Source organism: Candidatus Clostridium eludens (genome assembly GCF_045310515.1).
GTDB classification, from domain to species: domain Bacteria; phylum Bacillota; class Clostridia; order Clostridiales; family Clostridiaceae; genus Clostridium_B; species Clostridium_B eludens.
Genome location: NZ_JBJHZX010000012.1, coordinates 40,872 through 58,036, shown reverse-complemented (window position 1 = coordinate 58,036; position 17,165 = coordinate 40,872). Strand labels below are relative to the sequence as shown.

The 17,165-nt window shown below is 32.0% G+C and carries 16 protein-coding genes and 1 pseudogene; 1 reads left to right on the top strand and 16 read right to left on the bottom strand.

The annotated features are described in order from the left end of the window. Positions 1 to 24 precede the first annotated feature (24 nt). The 15 genes and pseudogenes from ACJDU8_RS09600 to gpr all read right to left on the bottom strand — a co-directional run bounded on the left by ACJDU8_RS09600 (position 25) and on the right by gpr (position 15,554). A complete protein-coding gene (locus tag ACJDU8_RS09600) occupies positions 25 to 369 on the bottom strand; it encodes a GatB/YqeY domain-containing protein (RefSeq protein ID WP_406791933.1) in 345 nt (114 codons plus the stop codon). A gap of 28 nt (positions 370 to 397) precedes the next feature. Then, positions 398 to 574, bottom strand: a complete 177-nt coding sequence (rpsU, locus tag ACJDU8_RS09595) for a 30S ribosomal protein S21 (protein WP_007061146.1) — start codon at positions 572 to 574, stop codon at positions 398 to 400. Positions 575 to 743: 169 nt separating this feature from the next. Then, a complete protein-coding gene (locus tag ACJDU8_RS09590; protein ID WP_406791932.1) occupies positions 744 to 1,088 on the bottom strand; it encodes a histidine triad nucleotide-binding protein in 345 nt (114 codons plus the stop codon). Between the two features lie 55 nt (positions 1,089 to 1,143). Continuing rightward, complete coding sequence (mtaB, locus tag ACJDU8_RS09585) at positions 1,144 to 2,490, bottom strand: tRNA (N(6)-L-threonylcarbamoyladenosine(37)-C(2))-methylthiotransferase MtaB (protein WP_406791999.1); 1,347 nt, start codon at positions 2,488 to 2,490, stop codon at positions 1,144 to 1,146. A 45-nt stretch (positions 2,491 to 2,535) separates the two neighbouring features. Further along, a complete protein-coding gene (locus tag ACJDU8_RS09580) occupies positions 2,536 to 3,291 on the bottom strand; it encodes an RsmE family RNA methyltransferase (RefSeq protein ID WP_406791931.1) in 756 nt (251 codons plus the stop codon). Between the two features lie 44 nt (positions 3,292 to 3,335). Beyond that, positions 3,336 to 4,274 (bottom strand): 50S ribosomal protein L11 methyltransferase, encoded by a 939-nt coding sequence (gene prmA, locus ACJDU8_RS09575; RefSeq protein WP_406791930.1) that lies wholly within the window; start codon positions 4,272 to 4,274, stop codon positions 3,336 to 3,338. A gap of 295 nt (positions 4,275 to 4,569) precedes the next feature. Then, positions 4,570 to 5,706, bottom strand: coding sequence for a molecular chaperone DnaJ (dnaJ, locus tag ACJDU8_RS09570; protein WP_406791929.1), 1,137 nt, complete (start codon positions 5,704 to 5,706; stop codon positions 4,570 to 4,572). Positions 5,707 to 5,868: 162 nt separating this feature from the next. Then, on the bottom strand, positions 5,869 to 7,713 hold the full coding sequence (gene dnaK, locus ACJDU8_RS09565; RefSeq protein WP_406791928.1) for a molecular chaperone DnaK: 1,845 nt from the start codon (positions 7,711 to 7,713) through the stop codon (positions 5,869 to 5,871). Between the two features lie 86 nt (positions 7,714 to 7,799). Then, entirely contained in the window at positions 7,800 to 8,453 is a 654-nt protein-coding gene (gene grpE / locus ACJDU8_RS09560) for a nucleotide exchange factor GrpE (protein ID WP_406791998.1), read from the bottom strand. Between the two features lie 123 nt (positions 8,454 to 8,576). Next, positions 8,577 to 9,617 (bottom strand): heat-inducible transcriptional repressor HrcA, encoded by a 1,041-nt coding sequence (hrcA, locus tag ACJDU8_RS09555; RefSeq protein ID WP_406791927.1) that lies wholly within the window; start codon positions 9,615 to 9,617, stop codon positions 8,577 to 8,579. A gap of 190 nt (positions 9,618 to 9,807) precedes the next feature. Continuing rightward, the gene (gene hemW, locus ACJDU8_RS09550; protein WP_406791926.1) at positions 9,808 to 10,959 is read right to left on the bottom strand and encodes a radical SAM family heme chaperone HemW; all 1,152 of its coding nucleotides are present in this window, start codon (positions 10,957 to 10,959) and stop codon (positions 9,808 to 9,810) included. Between the two features lie 86 nt (positions 10,960 to 11,045). Continuing rightward, positions 11,046 to 12,853, bottom strand: a pseudogene (gene lepA, locus ACJDU8_RS09545) (translation elongation factor 4). A gap of 79 nt (positions 12,854 to 12,932) precedes the next feature. After that, complete coding sequence (locus ACJDU8_RS09540; protein WP_406791925.1) at positions 12,933 to 13,256, bottom strand: hypothetical protein; 324 nt, start codon at positions 13,254 to 13,256, stop codon at positions 12,933 to 12,935. A gap of 150 nt (positions 13,257 to 13,406) precedes the next feature. Continuing rightward, entirely contained in the window at positions 13,407 to 14,477 is a 1,071-nt protein-coding gene (locus ACJDU8_RS09535; protein WP_406791924.1) for a stage II sporulation protein P, read from the bottom strand. Positions 14,478 to 14,579: 102 nt separating this feature from the next. Further along, positions 14,580 to 15,554: a GPR endopeptidase gene (gene gpr, locus ACJDU8_RS09530; protein ID WP_406791923.1), complete on the bottom strand. Its 975-nt coding sequence runs from the start codon at positions 15,552 to 15,554 to the stop codon at positions 14,580 to 14,582. 235 nt (positions 15,555 to 15,789) lie between these two features. On the opposite strand from gpr, the gene rpsT reads away from it, so the two are divergent. Beyond that, entirely contained in the window at positions 15,790 to 16,056 is a 267-nt protein-coding gene (gene rpsT / locus ACJDU8_RS09525; RefSeq protein WP_406791922.1) for a 30S ribosomal protein S20, read from the top strand. A gap of 29 nt (positions 16,057 to 16,085) precedes the next feature. Here the strand turns inward: rpsT and holA are convergent, their stop codons facing one another. Next, the gene (gene holA / locus ACJDU8_RS09520; protein ID WP_406791921.1) at positions 16,086 to 17,120 is read right to left on the bottom strand and encodes a DNA polymerase III subunit delta; all 1,035 of its coding nucleotides are present in this window, start codon (positions 17,118 to 17,120) and stop codon (positions 16,086 to 16,088) included. Positions 17,121 to 17,165: the final 45 nt, after the last annotated feature.

The window sequence follows — 17,165 nt, the reverse complement described above, 5'->3', positions numbered from 1 at the left end:
AACTATTATAATATTTTTTATCTCCTATGCTCTCTGTACCCACCCTGTCAACTGCTTTCCTAATAATTGGGAAAGTTTTTTCTTACTTAACTGCTGAGGAAGGTAATTCAACAAAATATCTATTTTAGATTTTGTCTTACAAACTAAATCCCATCTTTTGCTTTTTTTACATTCAAGTATAGATTCACGTATTTCCTTGACTTCTTTTAATAACATATCTATAATTTTTTCATCATCAAGTTTTTTTCCATCAGCTTTTTCCACTAGTAAAATACCAGATTCAGCCATACTTGTCATGTTTGATCTGAAATCATTCTTTAATTTCAAATCAAACTTCTGGTTTTGTTGCAATTTTTCTTTAAGAGACATATTGTTTAATACCCTCTTTCAAAAAATTCTATTTGAACTTTCTCTTTCTTGCAGCTTCTGATTTTTTCTTTCTTTTTACACTTGGTTTTTCATAATGCTCTCTTTTTCTAACTTCTGAAAGAACACCAGCTCTAGCACATTTTCTCTTAAATCTTCTCAATGCACTCTCTATAGTTTCATTTTCTCCAACTTTTATTTCTGACATATTATATCCCTCCCTCCGCTAGCTCAATTTAATTTTAAAAATTAAATACAGTTAACACGGGTCAAATAGCACATAGCCATTATACAATAAATCCTTGGATACTGTCAACAATTTCATGGTTGTTTATATCAAACATAATTGTACTTTTAAACCCTTTTTATAACAAATTTTAACCTGGAGGCCATTTTAAATTTCTGCCGCCTAACAGGTGAAAATGAACATGTGATACTGACTGTCCTGCTTCTCTTCCACAGTTAGTTACAATTCTGTATCCCGTATCTGCTATACCTAATTTATTTGCAATTTGCTTTGCAATTAAATATATATGGGCAATGATGGGAGAGTCCTCTTCAGTAATATCATTTATACTGTCTATATGCTTTTTAGGTATTATAAGTACATGTACCGGTGCACCTGGCTCTATATCTTTAAAACAGAACACTTTGTCATCCTCATATACTTTTTCAGATGGTATCTGACCCTGTATTATTTTGCAAAAAATACAATCTTCCATAGATTTCACCTCCTTTAGCAATATTCAATTATTACTAGCTAATATCCTTCTAAAATCACATAAAACTTTTAATTTCCCCCTGAATATATCCATTTTTTACATCTTCAAGTTCAGTATTTAAAATTCTACCTTCAAGATTTTCACCTTTTATAGAATCTGATATCACTTTTATGTAATTTGGCGTATAACCTTCATAACATATTTTTTCTCCGGAAACTTTTTGTTCATACAATACATCCATATTATTACCTAAAAATTTATTCATAAACTGTCTTTCCAGCTTTTCATTTAACTCTATAATCTTGTTACTTCTCTCATCTTTTACTTTACCATCTATCTGCAATTTCATATTTGCGGCTTTAGTGCCTTCTCTTCTGCTATATTTAAATACATGAATTTTTGAAAATGCTATTTTATTTAAAAATTCATAAGTTTTACAAAATTCTTCTTCTGTTTCTCCCGGAAACCCCACTATAATATCAGTAGTTATAGATACATTTTCAATCATATTCCTAAGTTGATACACTACTTTCTCATATTCCAAAGTGGTATAACTTCTGTTCATCCTTTCTAAAGTATTATCACATCCGCTCTGCAGTGAAAGGTGGAAATGAGGACATAATTTCTTTAAGCTTGCCATTCTCTTTATAACATCTTCTGTAAAAAACTTAGGATCTATAGATCCTATCCTGACTCTGTCAATACCTTCTATTTTATCTATTTCTTCTAGTACTCTAAGTAGGTTCCAATCTCCATTTATGTCCATTCCATAAGAAGCAATATGTATGCCTGAGAGTATTATTTCCTTAAAATTATTAATTTCAAGTTTTCTAACTTCTTCTATAATCTTATCAGGTGCCTTACTGCATACGGGTCCCCTGGCAAAAGGAATTAGACAATAAGAACAAAATCTGTTACACCCGTCTTGAATTTTCAAAAAAGCTCTTGTTCTGTTTTGGTATTCATTTATATTTAAATCTTCAAACACCTTATTTTGCAAGACATCACTAACTTCTACCATTTGCTTTCCATCTCTAGAGGCTTTATTTACCCAATATAATACGTCTCCTTTGTTCTTAGTCCCTAAAACCACATCTACTCCTTCTATTTTAGACACTTCATCTGGTGCTATCTGGGAATAGCATCCCACTACAGCAATTATGGCATTACAATTCTTTCTTCTGGCCCGATGTATCATCTGCCTGGATTTTTTATCTCCCATATTGGTTACTGTACAGGTATTTATTATATAAACATCCGCATATTGTTGAAAATTTACAAATTCATACCCTTCTGCAATAAATTTTTCAGCCATAGCTTCAGTTTCATATTGATTTACCCTGCATCCAAGGGTTGCCACAGCTGCTTTCTTCTTTCGTCCATAAAGATAAAAAAATTCCATGTCTGTAAGGGTTAAATCAACTTTCTTTTCATTAACCGGCTCCACTTAACAAAAACCTCCTAAATCTCCTAATTCATACATAAGAAGTGATACACAAACAAGTCCTGCAGTCTCAGTTCTAAATATTCTTGGACCAAGAGTTACTATATGGGAATTAATATCTTTAAGTGCTTCTATCTCCCCTTCTTCAAATCCTCCCTCTGGCCCAATTACAACAGCTATTTTTCTTATAGAATCTCTATCTTTTATAGAACTTATCATTTTTTTCATTCCAATACATTTTTCCATCTCATAGGGAACTACAATTAAGTCCATACTGCATAAATACTGTAAAAGCTCTTCAAAATGAATAGGAGTATTCACACAAGGTATTATACTTCTCTTACATTGTTTAGAAGATTCCCTTGCAATTTTATTCCATCTATCTACTTTTTTAAATTCTTTAAAATCACCTTTTACTATTACTCTGTTAGTAATAATAGGAGTTACTTCTAAAACTCCAAGTTCAGTAACCTTTTGCACAATTAAATCCATTTTGCTAGACTTAGGTAATCCTTGGAACAAATATACCTTAACACTACTTTCATTATATAATTCAAGTTCCTCTACAATATTTACTGTAACTTTTTCTTTGTCTATTTTTTCTATTATTGCCAAAAATTCTTTTCCGTTGCAGTTATTTATATTTACTTTATCCCCCACCTGTAATCTAAGTACTTTATGTATGTGCCTTACGTCATCACCTGTAATATAAGCTTTACGAAAGCTTATATCCTTTTCAGATACAAAAAATTTATTCATATTATATCACCCTTTTTATCCGCCTAAATAAGTTCTTCTAAGATTTACTTGATAGTTGACACTATACATACCCATTCCCCATCTTGGTTTATTTCCTTTATTTCAAATCCACTGTACTGCAATTTTTCAATTACATCTTCTTTTCTGTCTAGTATTATGCCCGAGGATATAAAAACTCCTCCTGAAACTAAAAAGTTTTTAACTTCTTCAGTTAAAGATATTATCACATCTGCAATTATATTTATAACTACAATATCCGCCTTTCCATGAACTCCCCCCATAAGATTTCCATGGGTTACTTTTATATTCTTTATATCATTATACCCTACATTTTTTAAAGCGGATTCTACGGCTACAGGATCTAAATCTACGGCACTTACCTGTTTTGCCCCAAGTTTTGCCGCAGTTATAGCAAGTATACCGGAACCTGTACCTATGTCAAATACATTTGATTCAATTTTAACATACTTTTCTAATGCCTTTATACACATTTTTGTAGTTTCATGAGTGCCGGTACCAAAGGCCATGCCTGGATCAATTTCCACCACTATATCCTCTTTTTTACTTTTGTATTCTTCCCATATAGGTTTTATTACTACTCTTTCTCCTACTCTATAAGGTTTATAGTATTTTTTCCAATTATTTTCCCAATCTTGTTCATTTACTTTGCCTACTACAATTAGCCCTTTGCCTTTGTTTATTCCGAAGTTTTCTAGTTCATTTATGCTGTCTTTTATATATCTTAGATAAGTATTAAGTCTTTCACTTTCCCTATAATATGCCCTAATTACCGCTCCATTTTTTATTTTTAGTAAACTTTCATCAAAATAATCCCAATCTCCTGGATGCTTTTTCTTAAATTCTATATCCTTAGTATCTTCTATGGATATGCCTTCAACTTCTGTATTGTATAATATTCCAGAAACCGCCTCTACAGCCTCACTGGTTGTGACAATAGATACTTCTATCCATTCCTTGCTCATAGATTTCCTCCTCTATAAAGTGATTCTTAGGTTCAGGTGGAGTTTGCTATAGAGAAATACTTATCTCCGTCTGAACCTTAGAAGAACTTATCCAGGCGCGTAGCAGTGCTTAACTCCCACTTTGATAGAAAAGCAAAGAACCAAAATTTTTAATTTTGTGTGAATCGCTTTCACAGAGTGCGATGGGAGTATTAGCTAATTGCCGCGTTCGGATAAAAATCAATATACTGACAGCCTTTGATTTTACAACTGTCAGTATATTGATAGACCTACTTAGTTATTATATTCAAAAATTTTATTTAAAACCATTTTTAAATTTATCTATAATTGACTTTTTTTCAGCATCTTTTGGATGAATTTCTCCACTAGCTTCCATAAACATCACAATGGCTTCTTTTTGCTTTTCATTTAAATTCTTAGGTACGTCTACAACTATATTTACATATTGGTCTCCTCTACCTCTTCCGTCAACTTTAGGAACACCTTTTCCTTTTAATCTAAATATAGTTCCTGGCTGGGTTCCTGGCGGAACTTCATACTTTACATCTCCATCTATAGATGGAACCTTCAAATTAGTTCCAAGTGCTGCTTTTCCGAAACTAATGTGAGCATCTAAGTAAATATCAAATCCCTTTCTTTTAAATTTATCATGGGGAGAAACCCGTAGATTTATATAAAGATCTCCAGGAGGTCCTCCGTGTTTACCATGTTCCCCTTGTCCTCTTATAGGTATTATATTACCAGTATCCACTCCTGCTGGAACTTTCACTTTTATTTTTCTATGCTTTCTTACTGTTCCTCTACCCTTACACTCCGGACATGGATTTTTTATTATGGTACCTTTGCCTCCGCATTTGTCACAGGTAGTCATGGTAACAAAACTTCCAAGTGGGGTACTTCTCTGCTGCCTAACCTGTCCTGTACCGCCGCACTTATCACAGGTATGAGCGTGACTTCCCCGTTTTGCACCTGTGCCACTGCAAGCTTCACAATTCTCATTTCTAGTTACAGGTATTTCTTTCTCTACACCAAAAACTGCTTCCTCAAAAGTCAAACTTAGAGTATATTCAAGATCTGAACCTCTTTCTGGTCCATTTCTCCTTTTCCCGGAAGAAAATCCTCCTCCAAAAAAAGAATCGAATATATCTCCAAACCCCCCCAAATCTGAAAAGTCAAATCCTCCAAAACCTCCCTGAAATCCTCCACCATTAAAATCAGTAGTACCAAACTGATCATATTGAGCCTTTTTCTGAGGATCTGTAAGTACTTGATAAGCTTCATTTATCTCTTTAAATTTCTCTTCTGCACTCTTGTCATTTGGATTCCTGTCCGGGTGGTATTTTAATGCTAATTTTCTGAAAGCCTTTTTTATATCCTGATCACTTGCCCCTTTTTCCAGTCCAAGTATTTCATAATAATCCTTTTTCGCCATTTTCGTATTTTTCACCACCTAAAATAAAAGTATTAATGCAAATTTCCAAGGCCTTTGATTATAAAATTACAATTTTCTACTTAAATTAAGGGAAGAGCTAGAAACTCATCCCTTAACTATTACTATTATACACATCTATTATATAATCGTGAAGAGAAAATATTATTTATCATCATCTACTTTATAATCCGCATCAACTACATTGTCATCTTTATTATCGTTACTTCCAGGTGCTCCTTGAGCACCTGCTCCTGCCTCCGGTCCGGCCTGAGCATTTTGACTGTATATCTTAGATGTAATTCCATAGAAAGTTTGAGTCAAATCTTCAGTAGACTTTTTAATTGTCTCTAAATCATCCCCATCCTTTACTTTTTTAACAGCTTCAACCTTTTCTTCTACAGCTTTTTTATCCTCAGCTGAGATTTTATCTCCTAAATCCTTTAAGGTCTTTTCTGTCTGATACACTATTTGATCTGCATTATTTTTTATTTCTATGGACTCTTTCCTCTTTTTATCTTGTTCCCCAAACTTTTCTGCCTCTTTTACAGCCTTATCTATTTCATCATTACTCAAGTTAGTAGATGCTGTAATAGTAATATTTGCCTCTTTTCCGGTTCCCTTATCTTTAGCTGATACATTTACTATACCATTTGCATCTATATCAAATGTAACTTCAATTTGTGGAATTCCTCTTGGCGCTGGAGCTATACCAGAAAGAGTAAATCTTCCAAGTGTCTTATCATCAGCAGCCATCTGTCTTTCACCTTGAACTACATGAATTTCAACGGAAGTCTGACCATCTGCTGCAGTTGAAAATACCTGGCTCTTCTTAGTTGGTATTGTAGTATTTCTTTCAATTAATGGAGTAGCAACTCCCCCTAAGGTTTCAATTCCAAGAGTAAGTGGAGTAACATCAAGAAGTAATATGTCTTTTACATCTCCTGTCAAAACTCCTGCCTGTATAGCTGCTCCCATTGCTACACATTCATCAGGATTAACTCCTTTGGATGGTTCTTTACCTGTAAAATTCTTAACTGCCTCCTGAACAGCTGGTATTCTCGTAGATCCGCCTACCAGTATAATCTTATTTATATCATTTATTGTAAGTCCTGCATCATCTAATGCTTTCTTCATAGGATCTATTGTCCTGTCAACCAAATCCTGTGTAAGTTCATTAAATTTAGCCCTTGTTAAATTCATATCTATATGTTTTGGTCCAGTAGCATCTGCTGTAATAAATGGCAAGTTTATATTGGTTTGAGTTGAAGATGATAACTCAATCTTAGCCTTTTCAGCGGCCTCTTTTAATCTTTGGAGTGCCATTTTGTCATTTTTCAAATCTATTCCATTGTCAGCTTTAAAAGTATCTGCTATATAATCTATTACTTTCTTATCGAAATCATCTCCACCTAAACGAGTATCTCCATTTGTAGCTTTAACTTCAAATACACCATCTCCAAGTTCTAGTATAGATACATCGAAAGTACCTCCCCCTAGGTCGTATACAAATATCTTCTGATTAGTATCCATTTTATCCATTCCATAGGCAAGAGAAGCTGCTGTTGGTTCATTTATTATTCTAAGCACTTCAAGACCTGCAATTTTTCCCGCATCTTTAGTAGCCTGTCTCTGACTATCATTAAAATATGCCGGTACAGTGATAACTGCCTGTGTAACAGTCTCTCCTAAATAAGCTTCCGCATCTGCTTTTATTTTTTGAAGTACCATTGCTGATATCTCTTGTGGTGTATATTGTTTTCCATCTATATCAACTTTATGATTTGTTCCCATTTCCCTCTTTATTGAAATTATTGTCTTATCAGGATTTGTTATTGACTGTCTTTTTGCAACCTGACCTACCAATCTATCTCCATTAGCCTGAAAAGACACTACAGAAGGAGTTGTCCTTGCACCTTCTGAATTTGCTATTACTACCGGGTCTCCACCTTCCATAACCGCAACACAAGAATTTGTTGTTCCTAAATCAATACCTATTACTTTTGACATGTTAACTTACCTCCTAAATTTAACTCAGTTGAGATTTATCTTGTATACATCTTGTTTACACAAATTTAACTTGATATGTTAAAAACTTAATTTGCTACTTTAACCATACTATACCTTATTATTTTATCTTCCCTTTTATATCCTTTTTGAAACACTTCTACTATAGAATTTTTATCGTATTTGTCATCTTCTACATGCATAACTGCATTGTGAATATTAGGATCAAATTGTCCTTCTGTTGAAATTTCCTCAACATTTAATTTCTCAAGTCCGGTATTAAACTGCCTAATTGTCATTTCTACACCTTTTTTCAAGTCTTCCATATCTCCTTCTACCTGCATTGCCCTCTCTAGATTATCTAGTACAGGCAACATTTCCTTTAATATATCTTTACAGACTTCAGAATAAATGGCTTCTTTTTCTTTAGCTGTTCTTTTTCTGAAATTATCATATTCAGCTGCTGTTCTTGAAAGTCGTTCCTGTAAAGTCTTAAATTCATTGTGTATTTTTTCATTTTCAGCCTTTAACTTAAGATTTTCACTTTTTAATTCTGCTTCTAAATCCAGTTCTACAATTTTACTTTCATCTATTTCTTCCCCATCTATTTTTTCTTCATCCACTACTTCTTCCTGCTGAATATTCTCATCATTATTTAAATTATCACTACCATCACAGCAGCCATTCTCTTCTCCCTGCCCTGCACCACCTTCAGGTTTTTCTTTAAAATTTACTGTATTCATATCCTCTTCCTTTAACATTTAGACATTTCCTCCAATCTAATATTTTATCACCACTTACACAAACTTATGTTAGGCAGTCTAAAACCATATTGGAAAACAAAAGCCCACTTACCTTTAATTTTTCTATTTTTCTTCTGAATAAGTATGACTTAATATATAATTCATTTCCCTCACTACATTTTCTAATATTGATATAACTTTTGAATAAGGTATTCTTGTAGGTCCTATTACACCAATTTCTCCTATAGGTCTTTTATTCAAACTATAAACTGCAGATACTACACTGCAATTCTCTGCACCCTCTATATAATTTTCTTCTCCTATTTTTACTGAAATACTTGACTCACTATTTAATAACCCACTTACCTTATCTTTGTTATCCAACATAGACAAAAATCCTCTTGCTTTTTCTATATCCTTGTATTCTGGATAGTTAAATATATTGGTAGCTCCCTGCATATATATTTGTGAATTGTCAACACTGTTTAGACTATCATATAAAGCAGAAATTATATGATTAAATATATCCTCATAGCCATTTAAATCTATTCTTAGTTCATTTATAACTTTTAGATTTATCTGCTCGGCACTTAGATTTTTTAATCTAGCATTTAATATATTGCTTAATTTAGCAAGCACCTCATCTGAAATAGCCTTACCTACCTTTATCAAATTGTTTTTTATAATTCCACTGTCTATTATAATTACTAACAATATACTTTTATTCGATTCAATATTTATTAGTTGTACATGTTTTATATACCCTTTTCTTATGGATGGTGCTTTTACTATGGAAGTAAGTCTTGTTAACTGGGATAAAAGATTAATAGCCTGCTTTATTATTTTGTCAACTTCAAACAATGCGGCATCTATTATCTGACTTTTTATTATATAAAGTTCTTCTGGACTTAAATTTGGTATTGGCATTAATTCATCCACATATAACCTATATCCTTTATTTGAAGGTATTCTCCCTGAAGAACTATGAAGTTGCTCTAAATATCCCATTTCTTCTAAATCTGACATTTCATTTCTTATAGTAGCTGAACTTACACCTAAATTGTACTTTTTAGCTATGGTTCTGGATCCCACAGGTTCTGCTGTATTTATATAATCATTTACTATTGCCTGAAGTATTCTTATTTTTCTCTCGTCTATTTCCATAATATCACCTCTTTATTAGCACTCGTTACTACTGAGTGCTAATTACCATGATTAAAAAATATCACTCATAATTTTTTTTGTCAACATCATATAAATTATATTATTTAAGCAAATAGTTGAGTTTACCAAGTTTAAAATTAATTTCATAATTGTTTCTCATGTTTTCTTAGAATATCTAACATAATTGGTATCATGTTAATATAAATTCACACATTACACTGTTAGATACCTCTATGCCTCTCTTATTTAAATATAGCCTACTATCCTCTAGTATTAGTATTTTGTTATGTACATACTTGTTTATCACATCTCCATATACAGAATAAATATTTCTATTAAATCTGTTATTGAAATCAATTATAGAAATTCCATTTGTCTTTCTAAGTCCCATAAACATAAACTCTTCCATATCATCACAAACAGAATTTTTATGTTTATCTAATTTTAAAACCTCTCCTTTAATACCTTCTTGGATATATTGTTCTATACTTTCTGTGTTTCTATACCTATATCCACATACATAGGAATGTGCTGCCGCACCACATCCTATATATTCATTTAAATTCCAGTATGCTAAATTATGTCTGCATCTCCTGTCCTTCTTGCAAAAGTTAGATATTTCATATTGTTCATATCCTTTTTCTGAAAGAAATTCTAATGTAAAATCATACATTTGTCTCTCTTCTTTTTCAGAAGGCAGATTTAATTTATTTTCTTTATATAGATTATAAAAAGGTGTACCTTTTTCTATACTAAGACTATAACAGGATATGTGTTCAGGTGAAATTTGAACTATATTTTTCAAACAATTTTTCCAATGTTCTAAAGTTTGTTCAGGAAGCCCAAACATAAGATCTATATTTATATTGGAAAATCCTAAATTTCTTGCCATTTCATATCCTTCTAAGAAATCATCTAAAGTATGAATTCTTCCTAAATTTTCAAGCATACTGTTTTGCCATGCCTGAAGACCTATACTTAATCTATTGACCCCCATGTTTTTGAAAAATCTAAGCTTTTCTTCTGTAAATGTACCTGGATTTCCTTCTACTGTAAATTCCAAATTCTCGGTTTTATTTAAATTTTCTATAGAATTATATATATTATACCATGCTTTCAACGATAAATAGGTGGGAGTTCCCCCACCTATAAATATGGTATTTACTTTCCTATTTCCTACAGCTTCTATGTCTTTAGCCAGTATTTCTGAATAATCAACCATAAGTTTTTCTTTTCCACTATAAGAAGGAAAGTCACAATAAAAACACTTTTTCTTACAAAATGGTATATGTATATACAAAGATAGAGGTTTGTTATTATTTACTTTTTTGTTACCATACATAAAATATCCTCCGGATTATGTATCATAAATCCATATAAATTACCTTTAAAAATATTATCTCCTTTATTTTTAAACAAATATATTAATCAATCTTCAGTTTTAAGTATAGCCATAAACGCCTCCTGTGGAATTTCCACTGATCCTACCTGTCTCATTCTCTTTTTTCCCTCTTTTTGTTTTTCAAGGAGTTTTTTCTTTCTTGTTATATCTCCTCCGTAACATTTTGCAAGGACATCCTTTCTCATGGCTTTAACTGTTTCTCTGGCTATAATTTTTCCCCCAACAGCAGCCTGTATAGGTATTTCAAAAAGCTGCCTTGGAATTATTCCTTTCAACTTTTCAGCTATACCTCTGCCTCTCTCATAAGCTCTTTCTTCTGGAACAATCATAGACAGTGCATCTACCATATCACCATTTAAAAGTATATCCAGCCTTACTAACTTAGCAGAGTTATATCCTTTTAGTTCATAATCCAATGATGCATATCCTCTAGTTTTAGACTTTAAAACATCAAAAAAATTATATATTATTTCATTTAGCGGGATTTCATAATTTAATGACACTCTGGTAGTTTCAATATACTGCATATCTTTAAAAATTCCCCTGCGGTTTTGGGCAAGTTCCATAACTGCTCCTACATATTCAGAAGGGGTTATTATAGATGCTTTTACTATAGGTTCCTCCATATATTTTATTTCTGAAACCGGAGGCATATTGGAGGATTTGTAAGTTCTATTACTGTGCCATCTGTTTTTTCTATTTTGTATATAACAGAAGGAGCTGTGGTTATTATATCTAAATTAAATTCCCTCTCCACTCTTTCTTGTATAACATCCATATGTAACAATCCTAAAAATCCACATCTGAATCCAAATCCTAATGCTACAGATGTTTCTGGCTCAAAATTTAAAGCTGCATCATTTACCTGCAGTTTTTCCAATGCCTCTTTTAATTCCCCATATTTGGCTCCATCAACAGGATATATACCACTGTATACCATAGAAATTACAGGCCTATATCCTTTTAAGGGCTCCTTGGCCTGATTTTTAGCTCCAGTTACAGTATCACCTACCCGGGCATCCCTTACATTTTTAATAGATGCAGTAAAATATCCTACATCACCTGCCCTTAATTCAGGTCTTGGCATAAAGTTTGGAACAAATATGCCCGTTTCTATAACCTCATATACTTTTCCAGTAGCCATAAGCTTTATTTGCTCTCCAGGTTTAATAATGCCTTCTTTCACTCTTATATGACAAACTACTCCTTTGTAACTATCATAATTTGAATCAAATATAAGTGCTTTTAAAGGGGCATTTTCATTTCCTTGGGGAGCGGGTATTTTATCTACTATTGCTTCTAAGACCTGTTCTATATTGAGGCCTGTCTTGGCAGAAACAAGGGGTGCCTCGGAGGCCTCTATACCTATAACATCTTCTATTTCTTCTTTTACTTCTTCCGGTCTTGCACTTGGCAAGTCTATCTTGTTTATCACCGGAAGAATTTCCAAATCATGATCCATTGCCAAATAGCAATTTGCTAAAGTCTGAGCCTGAATTCCCTGTGTAGCATCCACTACTAAGATTGCCCCTTCACAAGCTGCCAGACTTCTTGAAACCTCATAATTAAAATCCACATGTCCCGGTGTATCTATAAGATTTAGTACATATTCTTCTCCATTAGATCTTTTATATATAAGCCTTATAGCCTGAGATTTTATGGTTATACCTCTTTCTCTTTCCAACTCCATATTGTCCAGTACCTGAGAATCCATTTCCCTTTCAGTAAGAGTTCCTGTTTTTTCAATTAACCTATCTGCAAGGGTAGATTTACCATGATCTATGTGAGCCACTATGGAAAAATTTCTTATATGTTTTTGTCTTTCGGTCTGCATACTATTTTCCTCCAATATTACTAACTATATGGATAGCTACAGTAAATTATATCATAACGTATATACAGTGAAAAGCCTATTATTTAGTAAATTGTCCTTCTATATTTTTAAATATATCCCCAGTTTTATCCGTTACATCGCAAATTCCAGAGTAAACTTTTTCCCCTATTAAATTTGCAAGCTTTTTTGTGCCATTTTTAAAATTGTAACCTATTTTATTATTTATGCACACAGAATATTCTCCCATATCCACGCTAAAATCAAAAGGTGAAAGAGTACAACTTATTTTAAAACTTGAATCATTTTTTATAAATTCAGGTAATCTTGCAGTTACAATTGTAAAGCCTGAAAAAATTATTATACTACAAAATATTATTACAGCTATAAAACCTTTTTTATTCACAAAAATCACCCCTATAATAACATTGTCTACATTATAAGGATGATCTTTTTTATAGATTTTATACAAATTTTATTTAAATCCCCATGAAAAACCAATAGTCTTGTTCTACTTAATCCTGATGTTAACAAATGATAGAAATACTACGTCCTGTTACTTATTAAGTATTTCTGCTATTATCCTGGCTACATATTTACCTGTGGCCTTAGATTCATCGGATGTATTTATATCCGCTCCTACTTCCATAAGTATGGCATTATTGCTCTTATCCTGATTAAAATATCTTGTTCCATAATTATAATAACAAATTCCTTTTGCAAGTCCTGGGAACAATTTATCAGAAGTGTCTATTATTTCATTTGCCATAATCATATTTTTATCAAAGTGAGGATTTTTTCTGGCCATAACCAGCATAAATTTAGCTACATTTTCTCCATTCATTCTAGTAGTTACTGCTTTTTTATCTTCCACTGAATCTCTATGAAGATCTATTATAAGTTTAAAATCCCCATATTGTTTTAAGTACTTATCTAAAGTTACAGAAGATCTGGCATAGCTTTGAGTATAGGCCTCTGCATCATGAACCGTTTTATCATTTATTGCAGATATACCATAATTATTTTGAAGTTCATTTACTATTGCATCCCCTACAGCACATACATTTTGAGTATCATCAAAACTATTTGCCTCACCTGGTTTATAACTTTCCGTAGTATGGGTATGATATATAAGTACCTCTGGCTTGCTGGTATCTAAGGTTTTTTTCAGACTTGGATTATATACAGTTACAGTTTTATCCTGCAAATTCAAATCATTTTCAGTATTAGAATTAGACTTAGATACATCACTGCTTTTTTGGATTTCGTTGTCATCTAAATTGAATTGATTAAAACTTATATTTTCTGAATTGTTTAATTCTAAAAAAGCCACTTCTCTTCCCAAAAGAGACATAGGATTACCGGTATTTAACCCCACCGTCTTTAAAATTGTATTTCTTATAGAAAAACTATTTTCTGCCATATCATCTTCTGAAAAAGAAGTAGCCTTTACTGTAGATAGAGTATAATTTAAAATTTCAACATAAAACATGTTTCTTTTTTTATCATTGCTATACGAATTAGCCTTTACTATACAAGGTAAAATAATAACTAGTATTATAGTTGCCACTAAAATGCATATTTCCAACTTAAAATTATCTTTAAAATTAATTCTTCTGTAATTCAATAATTTTACTGCCCTAAATTCTTTAAAGCAGCTTTTTCCCCCCCTCCCGTAAACATATTACAGTTAATTTATATGAGAGGTATACTGAATTTATTACTAAAGCTAGTTTAAAAAAGTATTTATATCATCTAAATCTAACGCCGGCTGCAGTGCTATATTTATACCATTGGCAATAATTTTTGAAATTGAATCTACAACCAGATCTACATCCTTAGGGGTCACCATAATATTTTCTCCATAAGGTTCCAGTATTTCTTTTATCATTTTTTGCTTTTCATCTTTATCTACAGACTTCAGCACTTTGTAAAATTCTCCTCCTTGCTTGCTCTGATCTATCATTTCATCTAAAACCAAATCAATAGTATCGTTTGCCATAGTGGCCGCATCCACTACAGTAGGTGCTCCTATAGCTATTACCGGAACTCCCAAGGTTTTTTCACTTAATTCCATCCTTTTGTTTCCTATTCCAGAACCTGGAGATATTCCTGTATTTCCTATCTGTATTGTAGAATTTACTCTATCCATCTTTCTGGAAGCTAAAGCATCTACACATACTATAAGATTAGGTTTTACCCTATCTGCAACCCCTTTTATAATTTCACCGGTTTCAATACCTGTAATACCCAGCACACCTGGAGAAACAACACATACAGGTCTTATTCTTTCATCTATTTTATCTGGAACCAATTCTCTTAAATGCCTGGTTACCATTAGTTTTGAGGCTACTTTAGGGCCTAGAGCATCTGGAGTTATATTCCAGTTACCCAACCCTACAACCATTGCTGTCATACTACTTTCCATATTTAACATATCCGATAGTACCTTTCCCATTACCCTGCTTACTTTATCTCTCATTTCTGCATCATAATGAGTAAATTGAGGCATATCTACAGTTATATAAGATCCCTTGGGTTTTCCCATAATCTTTTCCCCAATGTCCTCCACTATTTTTACATAAGTCACTTTTATTGTATCTTCTATCTTCTCTTCTACTTCTACTCCGGGAACTTTACCGCCCATTTTTTTTTCACAAATTTCCTTAGCTTCTACTGCCAAGTCTGTTCTTACACTAAACACGTTATGTATCACTCCCCACTTATAGTTTAATACTAAGTATCTAACCATTATTATTCCTTATTTTTCTTTTCAATATACCTTTATATAAACTACTAATTTATAATTGAAGCTATTGAAAATTTCCCTTGAAGTGGTTAAAATTTAATGTTATAATAGCATTTGTTGAATATAGTGAACTCATTGGCGAATTTCCCCAAGGCTGTTGAGATCTAATAATTAATAAGGGGGTGAAAGCATGGCAAACATAAAGTCTGCAAAGAAAAGAATAAAAGTTATTAAGACTAAAACACTTAGAAATAAAATAATAAAATCTTCATTAAAAACTACTATAAAGAAATTTTTAGTTGCCGTTGAAAGTGGAAATGCAGAAGAGGCTAAAGTTATCTTTACTGCAACTGTAAAAGCTTTAGATATGGCTGCATCAAAAGGCATAATTCATAAAAATAAAGCATCTAGAAATAAGTCTAAGTTAGCTTTAAAATTAAATAAATTAACTGCATAATAAATAAACCGGTACTCGCCGGTTATTTATTATGCAGTTGTATTTATTATTAAAAGCTCCATTTCAACTTTTTCGTCTACAGATAGGCTCTTCAATTTCCTTTCCGTATTCAAACACAATTCTATGGACCTCTTAAGTTGATTTAAAGTAAATTTTTTACTCTGGCTTAACATAACACTATACCCATATTCCGATTTTATCTTTAATTTTTGCATAATTTCTGCTTTTGTATTTCCACATTTTAAACACAATTTTATCTTAAACAACAGGTTGAACTGCCTCCCTATCATTGATAAAATATAACTTACTTTAGCTCCGCTGTAAATGAGCTCATTTAACATGTAAAGTGCATCCTTTACCTTTTTATTAGATATGGCATTTACTAAATCAAATATATCCTCTTCATTACTTTTTAAAAATATCTTCTTAATATCTTCCTTTTCTATATCCCTACCATAGGTGTAGCAGCATAATTTTTCCACTTCATTTTCTATGGTATTTAAATTATTTTCATTCATAAGACTGCAAAATATTCTAAGATCTACTTTTTTTATATTTTTTCCTCTTTCATAAAAAAGCTCCTGAACCTTATTCTCCAGCTGATATCCTTTCATTTTATCAGTCTTTACTACACACATATATTTATCTAGACCATACACTTTTTTGCCTGGTTTATCTCTTTTACTCTTAAATATATAATATAATATTAAAACACAATGTTTAGGTACATTTTTTAAATAATTATGTATATTATCAAATTCTGAGGAAAGTTTACTTTTATAACTTTGTTCTTCCCCCATAAAGGAAGCCCTATATACAAGTACAACCTTTTTATCGCTCATAAAAGGCACTGTTTCACAAGCATTTATTACAGGTTCAAAACTTTCAAGGGAATTTCCGTCAAACCTTATATAATTAAACTCCACAAAATCAGATTTTATAATTTTGTTAACAAGTTTTTCTATATTCTCCTTTATAATAAATTCATCCACGCCGCAAAATAAATAACAATTTTCTATACGTCCTTCCTTTAAATTTTTGTCAAAGGTAAATATATCTATCAATTTTATTCACTTCCATTTTATTTGGGTATGTAAAATCAACTAACA

Bases quoted from the DNA above. Each gene is read 5' to 3' on its own strand.
- hrcA (WP_406791927.1), bottom strand. From the start codon at position 9,617: ATGGAAATAGACGAGAGAAAAATAAGAATACTTCAGGCAATAGTAAAT.
- rpsT (WP_406791922.1), top strand. From the start codon at position 15,790: ATGGCAAACATAAAGTCTGCAAAGAAAAGAATAAAAGTTATTAAGACT.
- rpsU (WP_007061146.1), bottom strand. From the start codon at position 574: ATGTCAGAAATAAAAGTTGGAGAAAATGAAACTATAGAGAGTGCATTG.
- hemW (WP_406791926.1), bottom strand. From the start codon at position 10,959: ATGTATGGTAACAAAAAAGTAAATAATAACAAACCTCTATCTTTGTAT.
- mtaB (WP_406791999.1), bottom strand. From the start codon at position 2,490: ATGGAATTTTTTTATCTTTATGGACGAAAGAAGAAAGCAGCTGTGGCA.
- prmA (WP_406791930.1), bottom strand. From the start codon at position 4,274: ATGAGCAAGGAATGGATAGAAGTATCTATTGTCACAACCAGTGAGGCT.
- ACJDU8_RS09590 (WP_406791932.1), bottom strand. From the start codon at position 1,088: ATGGAAGATTGTATTTTTTGCAAAATAATACAGGGTCAGATACCATCT.
- ACJDU8_RS09600 (WP_406791933.1), bottom strand. From the start codon at position 369: ATGTCTCTTAAAGAAAAATTGCAACAAAACCAGAAGTTTGATTTGAAA.
- dnaJ (WP_406791929.1), bottom strand. From the start codon at position 5,706: ATGGCGAAAAAGGATTATTATGAAATACTTGGACTGGAAAAAGGGGCA.
- dnaK (WP_406791928.1), bottom strand. From the start codon at position 7,713: ATGTCAAAAGTAATAGGTATTGATTTAGGAACAACAAATTCTTGTGTT.
- ACJDU8_RS09580 (WP_406791931.1), bottom strand. From the start codon at position 3,291: ATGAATAAATTTTTTGTATCTGAAAAGGATATAAGCTTTCGTAAAGCT.
- grpE (WP_406791998.1), bottom strand. From the start codon at position 8,453: ATGAATACAGTAAATTTTAAAGAAAAACCTGAAGGTGGTGCAGGGCAG.